This window comes from Streptacidiphilus carbonis (assembly GCF_000787775.1).
Classification (GTDB): Bacteria; Actinomycetota; Actinomycetes; order Streptomycetales; family Streptomycetaceae; genus Streptacidiphilus; species Streptacidiphilus carbonis.
In genome coordinates this window covers 20718-31918 of sequence record NZ_BBPM01000075.1, presented here as the reverse complement: position 1 = coordinate 31918, position 11201 = coordinate 20718, and the positions used below count along the sequence as shown (strand labels likewise).

General features: G+C 72.2%; 10 protein-coding genes. 2 read left to right on the top strand and 8 right to left on the bottom strand.

The genetic code is table 11. The annotated features are described in order from the left end of the window. The 8 genes from TR46_RS33860 to TR46_RS33825 form a co-directional block, all read right to left on the bottom strand. Nucleotides 1–665 (bottom strand): 5'-methylthioadenosine/S-adenosylhomocysteine nucleosidase family protein (locus TR46_RS33860; protein ID WP_063770733.1); only part of this gene is annotated, 665 nt, incomplete at its 3' end. Nucleotides 666–789: 124 nt separating this feature from the next. Then, complete coding sequence (shc, locus tag TR46_RS33855) at nucleotides 790–2961, bottom strand: squalene--hopene cyclase (RefSeq protein ID WP_439654413.1); 2172 nt, start codon at nucleotides 2959–2961, stop codon at nucleotides 790–792. Nucleotides 2962–2965: 4 nt separating this feature from the next. Then, on the bottom strand, nucleotides 2966–4132 hold the full coding sequence (locus TR46_RS33850; RefSeq protein WP_084719170.1) for a polyprenyl synthetase family protein: 1167 nt from the start codon (nucleotides 4130–4132) through the stop codon (nucleotides 2966–2968). Nucleotides 4133–4154: 22 nt separating this feature from the next. After that, complete coding sequence (hpnE, locus tag TR46_RS33845) at nucleotides 4155–5534, bottom strand: hydroxysqualene dehydroxylase HpnE (RefSeq protein ID WP_084719169.1); 1380 nt, start codon at nucleotides 5532–5534, stop codon at nucleotides 4155–4157. A gap of 168 nt (nucleotides 5535–5702) precedes the next feature. Next, complete coding sequence (gene hpnD / locus TR46_RS33840; RefSeq protein ID WP_042409852.1) at nucleotides 5703–6605, bottom strand: presqualene diphosphate synthase HpnD; 903 nt, start codon at nucleotides 6603–6605, stop codon at nucleotides 5703–5705. Between the two features lie 8 nt (nucleotides 6606–6613). Further along, on the bottom strand, nucleotides 6614–7579 hold the full coding sequence (gene hpnC / locus TR46_RS33835; protein WP_063770735.1) for a squalene synthase HpnC: 966 nt from the start codon (nucleotides 7577–7579) through the stop codon (nucleotides 6614–6616). A gap of 233 nt (nucleotides 7580–7812) precedes the next feature. Further along, complete coding sequence (locus TR46_RS33830; RefSeq protein WP_042409871.1) at nucleotides 7813–8598, bottom strand: ABC transporter ATP-binding protein; 786 nt, start codon at nucleotides 8596–8598, stop codon at nucleotides 7813–7815. A gap of 97 nt (nucleotides 8599–8695) precedes the next feature. Then, nucleotides 8696–9616, bottom strand: coding sequence for an ABC transporter permease (locus tag TR46_RS33825; protein ID WP_084719168.1), 921 nt, complete (start codon nucleotides 9614–9616; stop codon nucleotides 8696–8698). Between the two features lie 125 nt (nucleotides 9617–9741). On the opposite strand from TR46_RS33825, the gene TR46_RS33820 reads away from it, so the two are divergent. After that, nucleotides 9742–10374 carry a TetR/AcrR family transcriptional regulator gene (locus tag TR46_RS33820; protein WP_042409849.1) on the top strand — a complete coding sequence of 211 codons (633 nt, stop codon included), beginning with the start codon at nucleotides 9742–9744 and terminating at the stop codon, nucleotides 10372–10374. 163 nt (nucleotides 10375–10537) lie between these two features. Continuing rightward, a complete protein-coding gene (locus TR46_RS33815; protein ID WP_042409847.1) occupies nucleotides 10538–11194 on the top strand; it encodes a pyridoxine/pyridoxamine 5'-phosphate oxidase in 657 nt (218 codons plus the stop codon). Nucleotides 11195–11201: the final 7 nt, after the last annotated feature.

Genomic DNA, 11201 nt, shown 5'->3' with positions numbered 1-11201 from the left:
GAGGAGGTCACCAGAGCCCTTTCTGAGTACGGCGAGCCGAAGGCGGCGAGTACGGGTGCGGCCGTGCGCAGCGCGCGCCAGGCGCGCAGGCCGTGGAGCAGGATGCCGGGGCGCAGCAGCTCGTGCTCCGGGGTGTCCACGACGACGCGGACGGCCGCGGCGGGCAGCCCGGCGGGCAGGGCGCGCAGCGCCCCCGCCGTCTCCATGTCGACCCCGAGCACCCCGGCGGCGTGCAGTTCCGCCCGGCGCTCCCCGCGCACCACCGCGTCCGCGCTGAACAGCGGCCCGGTGTGCACGGTGAGTCCGGCGGAGCGGAGCGCGCCGACGAGCGCGTCCGGGCCGGGCAGCTCCGTCGCGCCGTCCCCGGAATCGCTGCCGGCATCACGCACCTCAGTGGCAACCAGGACGTCGCCGGGGCGTATTCCCGGTCCCACAGCCGCTCCGAAGCCCGCGAAGAGGAACGCGCCCGGCGCGCGTTCCAGCTGCGCCAGCGCACTGCTGACGGAGCGAAAGGCCTTGTCGCCGCCCATGCCGGTACGGATCAGCCGCACCGGCGGCGCGCCGCGCACGCCCGCGCGCAGAGCGGCCTGTTCGGCCCCCAGCGCGCAGGCGAGCAGCAGCGGCCGCCCGTCCGGACGGCCCGGTCTCGCGGGCTCCCTGCTCATCCGGTACTCCGAGCGCTGCCCTCCGGGTCTGCTCCGGATGGCTGCGCGTCTTCCATGTGCAGTACTCCCGCCGCCCCGGGTTCACGTGGGGGTGCGGGGGGTCGTCCCCCGAATGATCGGAGTCTCACCGCGATCGCCTTCCCGTCAGCAGCAGCCGCTGGGGGCGGGTCCGCTCCTCCTGTACGGGGACGCCCGGATCGAGCTCCGGGGTTCCGTGCAGGTAGCGGCCCAGTGCGGTGACCGGGAAGACCAGCCGGTAGAGGTTGTAGTTGATGGAGAAGTCCCAGGGGAAGCCGGTGCCGGTGAACTCCGGCTCGTCCCAGGTTCCCTCCGGCAGCTGGGTGGACGCCAGCCAGCGCACGCCCCGGTCCACCGTGTCCCCGGTCTCGCCGGCCGCCAGCAGCGCCATCAGCGACCAGGCGGTCTGCGAGGCGGTGGAGGTGCCGCGCCCGGCCCAGCTGCGGTCGCTGTAGGAGCGCATGTCCTCGCCCCAGCCGCCGTCGGCGTTCTGGTGCTGCTCCAGCCACTGCACCGCCCGGCGGACCGAGCCGTGCGAGGACGGGATGCCGGCCGAGATGAGCGCCGGGACCACCGAACCCACCCCGTAGATGTAGTTGGTGCCCCAGCGGCCGAACCAGGAGCCGTCGTCCTCCTGCTCGCGCAGCAGCCAGTCGACGCCGCGCCGGACCCGGGGGTCGTCGGTCATCCCCACCGAGGCCAGCATCTCCACCACATGGGCGGTGACATCGGCCGACGGCGGGTCGACCACCTCGCCGAAGTCGCAGAACGGCAGCTTGTTGGGCAGAGTGCTGGTGTTGTCGACGTCGAAGGCGGCCCAGGCGCCGTTCTTGGACTGCATGCCCAGGGTCCAGTCGACCCCCCGGCCGACCGCCGCCCCGACCCGGTCGGGCCTGGGGTGGTCCACCCTGCGCAGGGCGAGCACGACCTCGGCCGTGTCGTCGATGTCCGGGTAGGTGTCGTTGTCGAACTCGAACGCCCAGCCGCCGGGCTGCAGCCGGGGACGCTGCACGCCCCAGTCGCCGCGGGTGGTGACCTCCTCGTCCAGCATCCAGTCGCTGGCCCTGACCAGGGCCGGGTGGTCCTTGGGGAGGCCGGCGTCGGCCAGCGCGACCACCGCGAGGCAGGTGTCCCAGACCGGGGACTGGCAGGCCTCGATCCAGCGGTGGCCCTCGTCGGTGTGCACGGTGAAGCGCTCGAAGGCGGCCAGGCCTGCCTTCATCACCGGGTGGTCCAGCGGATAGCCGAGCAGGTGCAGCGCGATCAGCGAGTAGACGGCGGGCGGCTGGATGCCGCCCCAGCAGCCGTCGGCCTCCTGCCGGTCCACGATCCAGCGGGCGGCCTGCTGCAGGGCCAGCTTGCGCACCGGCCGCACCGGCATCCGGTGGTAGAGGTGCAGCACCCGGTCCAGTCGCTCGAAGAAGCCGTCCCAGGTGTGCGCGGCCGCGAAGGGCCGCGCCGGGTACGGGTCGGCCGGGTCGGTGTGCAGCTCGTCCAGGGCGAAGGGGGCCTCGCGCACCGGGCGGTGCGCGGAGACCACGGTCAGCGGCACGATGGTCTGCCGGGCCCAGCAGCCGAACGAGTAGATGTTCAGCGGGAAGCCGCGGGGCAGGAAGATCACCTCGGGCGGCAGCTCGGGCAGCCGGTCCCAGGGCCACCAGCCGAACAGCGCCAGCCAGATCCTGGTGAACACCCGGGCTGCGGCGATGCCGCCGTGCCGGCGGATGTAGGCGGAGGCCCGGAGCATGTGCGGGGCCTGCGGGTCGTCCCCGGCCAGCTTCAGCGCGACATAGGCCTCGATGGTGGTGGACAGCTCCGGCGGGCCGCCGTAGAAGGTGGCCCAGGTGCCGTCCGGGAGCTGCTGCGAGCGGATCCAGTCGGCGGTCGCCCTGGTCTGCTCCTCGGTCCTGATCCCCAGGAACTGACGGAGCAGCAGGTCCTCCGCGTCCATGGTGACGTTGGTCTCCAGATTGCCCTTCCACCACCCCTGCTCGTCCTGGAGGCCGAGCAGGTGCTGGGTGGCGCGCTCCAGGGTCTGCGCGGCGAGCGCGCGGGTGTCCGGGGCCGGGCCCGGCCCGGCCTGGGCCGTCTGGGCCGCCTCGAACATCTGGGCCGCCTCGACCGTCCGGGCCGTCTGTGACTCGCCCGGCTCCTCCCCGGGAGCCACATCCTCACCGAATGCCGGAGTCGCCTTCCCGGCCTCGGCCGGCTTACCACTCTCCGCGACGGGCTCTGCCTCGTACTGTGGGTCGAGCCGGCCGTCCGCGGTTGCTGTCATATCGTCACCTCTCCCTGACCACGACGAATTCGGCGAGCGCATGGAACTGCTCCCGAACCTGGGCGGGCATGGGCACCTCGTCGAGGGCCGCCAGCGCGGTCCGGTGCTGCCGGCGCGCCTCCTCGGCGGTCCAGGCGCGTCCGCCCGCCTCCTCGATCAAAGCCGCGCGGACCGCGAGTTGTTCCTCGTCCTCGTGTCCGCGTCCCTCCGGATCGGCCAGCAGCTCGGCCAGCCGGACCGAGGCGGGGCCGCCCTCGGCCAGCGCGGCCGAGACCGGGAGGGACTTCTTGCGCTGGCGCAGGTCGCCGAAGTTGGGCTTGCCGGTGACCTCGGTGGCGCCCCAGATGCCGAGCAGGTCGTCCACCGCCTGGAAGGCCAGCCCCAGGTGGTAGCCGTAGCGTTCCAGCGCGTCGGCGCCGGCGTCGTCGATGCCGGCCAGCACGGCGCCCACCGAGGCGGAGGCGGCCAGCAGCGCGCCGGTCTTGTTGCCCTCCATCTCCAGGCACTCCTCGACGCTGACCCGGTCCCGGTGCTCGAAGGACAGGTCCTGGGCCTGACCGTCGATCAGCTTGCGGGTGGCCAGCGTGATCCGCTGCACCGCCCGGCCGGCGTCCACCCCGGTGGTGCCGCCCTTGTCGGCCGCCTCCAGCAGCACCTCGTTGGCCAGCGCGAACATCGCGTCGCCGACCAGGATGGCCTGGGCCGGGCCGAACACGGTCCAGACCGTGGCCCGGTGCCGGCGCTGCTCGTCGCCGTCCATCAGGTCGTCGTGGAGCAGCGAGAAATTGTGCACCAGTTCGACGGCAACACCGCCGGGAATGCCGACCTCGGCCGGCGCGCCCGCCGCCTGTGCGGAAAGCAGGGCGAGCGCCGGACGGACGGCCTTGCCGCCGTCGCCCTCGGTCGGCCTGCCCTCGGCGTCGGTCCAGCCGAAGTGGTAGGCGGACACCCGGTCCATGGGCGGTGCAAGTCGTCCGACGGCCTCCCGCAGTACGGGAGTACAGAGCGATCTGCCGCGTTCGAGCAGCGACCGCACATCGGCGTCGACGGCGCCGACGGAGTCGACGGACGGCTCCGCCGGTCGTGCCGGGCGAGTGTCCTCAGGGCTCGAAACCACGCTAGTTCCCTCTCCGTTCTGACTGTTCGTCCGGGGCTCTGCTGTCGCTGTCATTACCAACCTGTCTGCGGATTCGTCAGCCGGTCCGGGCGGCGCCGGCCGCGGCCAGGTCGGCCCCGGCGGCGCCGGCGGCGGCGTTGCCGCTGCGGACGGCGCTCTCCATGGTCGCGGGCCAGCCGGTGGCCGTCCACGAGCCGGCAAGGTAGAGGCCGGGGGTGCTGGTTCGGGCGGCGGGCCGCAGCCGCGCGGATCCCGGCGCGGGTGCGAAGGTCGCGGTGCGCTCCCTGGTGACGAAGAACTCGGTGACCCCGGCGCCGCGCGCCGCCGGCAGCAGCCGCTCCAGCTCGGGCAGGTAGCGGCTGCGCAGCTCGGCCACCGGCAGGTCGATCTCGTCCTGCGCGGCGGACTGGGACAGGGCCAGGTACTGCCCGGGGCCGCGCAGCCCGGAGTGCGCGGTGCGGTCGAAGACCCACTGCACCGGCGAGCCGAGCGCGGCCAGGAACGGACGGTCCAGGACCTTGCGGTCGTAGACCACGTGGACGTTGAGGATGGGCGCGTGGCCCAGCTCCAGCAGCCGCTCCGGGGCTTCGATGCTGCCGGGCGGGAGCAGGCCGTGGGCCTCGTCCTGAGGAACCGCCAGCACCAGTGCGTCCACGGCCTCCAGCAGCTCGGAGCCGCCGTCCAGCCGCTCGCCGGCCAGCTCCACCCGGTGGCCGCCGCCCTCCGCCGACTTCAGCCGCGTCACCTTGGTGCGCAGCAGGATCCGCACCCCGGCGCGTTCCAGCTGCGCGTGCGCGGCGTCGTGGTGCAGCGCGCCGAGCGGGACCTTGGCGAAGCCGATGTCGGACGCGCCCGGATCGCTGAGCAGCCCGGTCTTGAAGACCATGGCCGCCAGCGCCAGTGACGAGTCGTCGGCGGTCGCGTTCAGGGTGGCCACGCCGACCAGGTCCCACAGCGCGTCCACGGCCCGGGGCGACTGCCCGTACCTGCGCAGCCAGTCGCCGAAGGACTCCCGGTCCAGCGCCGGGTCCTCCAGGTCCAGACCGCGCAGGGCCAGCGCGGCGCGGCCGGTGGCCAGCTTCTCCGCGGTGCTCATGTGCGGGTACAGGGCCAGGCTCTTGGCCAGGTGCAGCGGCACCGGCAGCCCGGCCCGGCTCAGCGACCCGGTCCGACCCGTCGTCACGTCCCGCACCGGGACGTCCAGTCGCCGCTGGATCTCGACCTGGTCGGTGACGCCCAGCCGCTGCAGCAGCCCGCGGTAGGCCGTGCAGCAGCGCAGGAAGACGTGCTGGCCGTTGTCGACCCACAGGTCCCCGCGCTTGAAGGAGAAGGCCAGACCGCCGAGTCGGGGACGGGCCTCGACCAGGGTCACCTCGGCCCCTGCGTCGGCCAGACGCAGCGCGGCCGTGATCCCCGCGAGCCCCCCGCCGACGACCACAGCCGTCCGCCCGTTCATGCGCCTCTCCCTACATGCCGACGTGCCAGCACGCCTGCCTCGTTCTTCAACGACGTGACTCCCCAACGACCCTGTGTGACAAACGCCCCACGGTCCGTCGCCGCCGTCCGACGGTCACTCAAGAAGCCTGCCCTCCCGTCGCCCACCACCGCCCCGGTTCGAGGCGCTTCACGCCGCGCCTCCGGTGGCCAGCCCTGAGAGTGCCACATATGCCTTCTCCCAGCCCGGCAACGACACCCGGCCGCGGAGCACCGCCTCGGGCTCGCGGACGATCCGCTGGAGCAGCCGGTGGTAGATGCCCGCCATCGCCGCCACGCAGGCCCGGCTGCGCCGGTCCAGCATCGGCAGCAGCAGCAGGCCCTCGTCGAAGTAGTCCTGGGCCCGCCTGGCCTCGAACAGCACCAGGCCGGTGAAGTCCGCGCCGGGGGCGGGACGGCCCAGGAAGCCCTGCTCGCAGCCGAACCTGGCGAGGTCCTCGGCGGGCAGGTAGGTGCGTCCGTTGGCGGCGTCCTCGCGGACGTCGCGCAGGATGTTGGTGAGCTGCAGGCCCAGGCCCAGGGTGTCGGCGAACTCGGCCCCGCGCTTGGGGTCGGTGCAGCCGAACACGCCCAGCGACAGCCGGCCGATGGTGCCGGCCACACAGCGGCAGTAGACCCGCAGCTGGTCGAAGGTCTCGTACTCGGCGCCGCGGACGTCCATCTCCACGCCGTCGATCAGCTCGTCCAGGGCGTCCAGCGGGATGTCGAAGCGGGAGCAGGCGTCGGCCAGGGCGACCTTCACCGGGTCGGTGTCCTCGGCCTCGACCGCGCCCTCGCGGATCTCGTCCAGCATGGCCCGGGTCAGGCCCAGGTGCTCGGCCTTGCGCTCGTCGGACCACTCGCCGTCACCGATGTCGTCGATCCGGCGGGCCAGCGCGTAGACCGCGGACATGGCCCTGCGCTTGGGGGCCGGGAGCAGTCTGATGCCGTAGGAGAAGTTGCGGGCCTGCGCGCCGGTCACCGCCTCGCAGTATCGGTACGCCGCCGCCGCCTGCGGGGACACCGGCAGGGAAAGCTCTGAGGCCACCTCCATTCGCCGACTCACCGTCCTCTCACCAGAGTCGCCGCCGCCTCCCGCAGGAGACGGCTCTTTCGGGGCTTGGGCGCCCCGGCCAGCACATCGTTGTCGGCCGCCGCGATCGCGTCCAGGGCCGCGTAGCCGCCGGCCGCGAAACCGGCCAGCAGCAGCCGCAGCCGACCGCCGACCGTGCCGACCAGCGGCGCGCCCCGGTCGAGCAGCACCCGGGCGCGCTGCGCCTCGAAGGCCACCAGGGCGCGCAGCGCGGGTCCGGCGTGGTCCGCGTCCAGGTCGGCCTCGGCGACCTCGAAGGCGGCCATGTCGGCGGCGGGCAGGTAGATCCGGTCGCGGCCGCGGTCCTCGGCGACGTCCTGCAGGTGCTCGATGATCTGCAGCGCGCTGCAGACCGCGTCGGACTGCCGGACCCGCTCCGGGGTGGCCAGTCCGGCGAGCTGGAGCACCAGCAGGCCGACCGGGTTGGCGGAGAGTTCGCAGTAGCCCATGAGGGCGTCGATGTCGGGGTAGCGGCTGGTGGTCTGGTCCACCCGGTTGGCCTGGATCAGGGCCCGGAACGGCTCGGGGGTGAGCCCGTGGCGGTCGACCACCGGGACCAGGTCGGCCATCAGCGGGTGCCTGGGGGCCTCGGCGCCCGGGGTGCCGAGCACCGTCTCGAACACCCGGTCGAGGTCCGTCTCCAGACCCTCCAGCAGCGCCCCTGCCGTGGCATCAGCGGCGCCCAATACGGCCGCGGTGGCCGCCGGATCCTCCAGGTCGCCGTCGCCCGCGTCGTCGACCAGGCGGGCGAAGCCGTAGACGGCCATCAGCCCCTCCCGCATCGCGGCGGGCATGAAGAACGGGGCGACGGGGAAGTTCTCCCGGGCCGCCTTGTCCAGCACCACCGCGGAGGCCTGCTGCGCACTCCCCGTCCGACCGACCGCTGCCTGCTCGACTGCTTGCTCGTTCCCTGCTGCCTGCCGACGCACTGTCATGACCGCCACCCCCCCGTTCTACACCGATCTTCACGGCCTGCCCACAGCGGACACGCCAGCCTCCCACTGCCGCGCCTGCGCCGCATCCGGTCAGCTCCGCCCGGGGTCGATCCCGGGGATCTTGCTCATAGCTTAGGACTCCGGTGTGACAAACCCGCCGCCGGGGGTGGCGGCGGCGGGGCTGTCATGGCGTCATATGCTGTTGGTACGGCTCTTACCTGGGCTTACCTGTTCTACCGGCGGTTCTTCATGTACTTCTCATATTCGGAGACGATCTCCTCGGTGGGACCGTCCGCCCGGATCACACCGCTTTCGAGCCAGATGGTGCGGTCGCAGGTGTCCCGGATCGACTTGTTGTTGTGCGAGACCAGGAAGACCGTACCGGCCTCCTTGCGCAGCTCCCGGATCCGGTCCTCGCTGCGCTTCTGGAAGGCGCTGTCACCGGTCGACAGCGCCTCGTCGATCAGCAGCACGTCGTGGGTCTTGGCGGCGGCGATGGAGAACCGCAGCCGCGCGGCCATGCCCGAGGAGTAGGTCCGCATCGGCAGCGAGATGAAGTCGCCGCGCTCGTTGATGCCGGAGAAGTCCACGATGCCCTGGTACTTCTCGCGCACCTCCGCGTAGGACATGCCCATGGCCAGGCAGCCCAGCACCACGTTGCGCTCACCGGTCAGGTCGTTCATCAGGGCGGCGTTCACACCCAGCAGCGACGGCTGGCCGTCGGTGTAGATCGCCCCGGAGGCGGTCGGCAGCAGCCCGGCCACCGCGGCCAGCGTGGTGGACTTGCCCGACCCGTTGGAGCCGATCAGACCGACCGCCTCGCCCTTGTAGGCGGTGAAGCTGATGCCGCGCACCGCGTGCACCTCGGACAGCGCCGGGGACGCCTTGCGGCGCACGATCCGGGACAGTGCCGAGGTCGCCGAGCCGCGCCCGGCGCCGGCGCCGTAGATCTTGTAGACGATATGGACGTCGTCCACGATCACCGTGGGGACCTTCTCGGCGCGCCTGGAGGCCGCGATCTGCCGCAGCTCCTCCTCCTTGGCCAGCCGCTCCCGCTCCTCCGGGTCGATGGATCCGTCCATGTCCGCCGCCGTACTGCGTTCGTTCGTCGAGGTCTCAGCCACGTCCGTACTCCTCCTCGGCCTTCCAGAAGAACATGTAGCCGCCGAGACCGACCACCGCCGCCCAGGCACATGTGATGATCCAGACATGGTTCGGCAGGCTGCTCGCCGGAACCGAGTCCATCAGTGCGTAGCGCATCAGGTTGTTGAAGATCAGCGCCGGGTTGTTGTCCAGTATCACCGCGACCCAGTGCGGGGCCTTGCCGGTGAAGGTGGTGACGCTCCAGAACACGCCCGAGGTGTACATCCAGGTCCGGATGATGAAGGGCATCAGCTGAGCCATGTCCGTGGTCTTGGCGCCGATCCTGGCCATGATCATGGCCAGGCCGCTGTTGAAGACCGACTGCAGCAGCAGCATCGGGACCACCAGCAGCCAGCGGTAGGTCAGCGGCTCCCCGGTGGCCAGCACGATCGTCGCGAGGACGGCCATGGAGAACAGCAGCTGCTGGAGCTGGATCACCGTGAAGGCGATCGGCAGGCAGGCCCGCGGGAAGTGCAGCGCCCGGATCAGCCCGAGGTTGTCGGCGATGGACCGGGTCCCGGACAGCACCGCGGACTGGGTGAACTGGAAGACGAACACACCGGTACAGAGGTACGCGATGAAGTTGGGGATGTCGTGCTTGGTCCCCAGCAGCAGACCGAAGATCAGGTAGTAGACGGCCGCGTTCAGCAGCGGCGTCATCACCTGCCAGATCTGGCCCAGCTTGGCCGCGGTGTACATCGCGGTCAGCCTGGCCGTCGCGTACGCCACGATGAAGTGGCGCCGCGACCACAGCTGCCGGGTGTACCCGGCCAGCGACGGCCGCTTACCGCTGACCGCAAGTCCGTACCTGGCCGCAAGGTCGCCGGGGCTCAAGCCCGAGTCCCCATCGGGACCGGCGACACCTAGCAGCCGCTGCTCGTACACCGTGGACACGCTACTCCCAAGCCCTTTGCCCCCGACCGATACGACGGAACGGTAGCGTCTCGTCGTAGTAAGGGAAAAACTAGGGGCTTCCACGTGAGAACGCAACCGTATCGTCCTGACGCTACAATGGCGCCATGCTGACTGGGGATCCAAAGAGAACCGACAGGTCGGACGGGGGTAAACGGGCCCCGGCCGGCGCGGCGGTCCTCCGCGACGACGTCACCGATGCGATCCGCACCGCGGTGTTCGAGGAACTGGCCGCCAACGGGTACGGGCGGCTCTCCATCGAGGCCGTCGCACGCCGGGCCGGGGTCGGCAAGACCGCCGTCTACCGGCGCTGGCGCTCCAAGCTCCCCATGGTCATCGAGGTGGTCTCCGAGGTCGCCGCGCTGGGCCTGGTCCTCCCCGACACCGGTTCGCTCCGCAACGACCTGCGGATGTTCGTCCATGTACTGGCCCGGGTGCTGCGGCATCCGCTGGCCGCGCAGATCGTGCCGGACCTGCTGGCCGAGGCGGCGCGGAACCCGGAGATCGCCGAGACCCTGGCCGCCGCGCTGGACGCCGCGCAGCGGCAGAGCAGCGCCGCGCTGGTGAGCAAGGCGGTGGCCCGCGGCGAGCTGCCCGAGTCCACCGACCCGGACCTGGCCCTGGACCTGATCGCCGGCCCCCTGTACTGGCGCCTGGCCGTGGTCCGCACCCCGGTCACCGGCGACTACCTGAACCGCCTCGCCGCCTCCATCGCAGCGGCGCTGGGTGCCCGGGAATAGGCCGGTTCTTGTCTGCGGACCGTAGCAGGCTGGTCGCGCAGTTCCCCGCGCCCCTGACGATTGCAACTGAGCCAGTTGCAGACCCTTGGGGGCGCGGGGAACTGCGCGACCAGCCATGCACACGCCGCAGTCGAAGTCGAGGCCCCTGGGTACGCTGAGCCCCGTGCCCTCACCCGTACGCACCCTCCTCTGCGGTGTCCCCATGCTCAGGGAGCCGCTGCCGTCCTTCGACCCCTCGGCGGCCCCGGGCGAACCGTTTCCGCTCTTCTTGAAGTGGTTGGCCGGCGCCGTCCGCTGCGGCGTCAGCGAGCCCCATGCGATGGCCCTGGCCACCGTCGACCGGGAAGGCCGCCCGGACCTGCGGATCGTCGCGCTGCGCGACGCCACCGCCGACGGCTGGGCCTTCGCCACCGACGCGGACAGCCCGAAGAGCCGTCAGCTCACCGACTGCCCGCAGGCCGCGCTCGGCTTCCACTGGCGCGAGCAGGGCCGGCAGATCCGGCTCCGCGGCCCGGTGGTCCGCGCCGACGAGGCAACCGCCGCCGAGGACTTCCGCTCCCGGCTGCCCGGCTCCCGGGCCGCCACCCTGGTCGGCCGGCAGAGCGAGCCCCTCGCCGACCGCGCCGAACTGGCCGGCGCCTACGCCGAGGCCCTGGCCCGGGTCACCGCCGACCCGGACCTGACCACCCCGGTTCACGCCCTGTTCCTGCTGCGCCCCGCCACCGTCGAGTTCTGGCAGGGCGCCCCCGGCCGCGGCCACGTCCGGCTCCGCTACACCGCCGCCGCCACCGGCTGGACCCGCGACCAGCTCTGGCCCTAGATCCGCC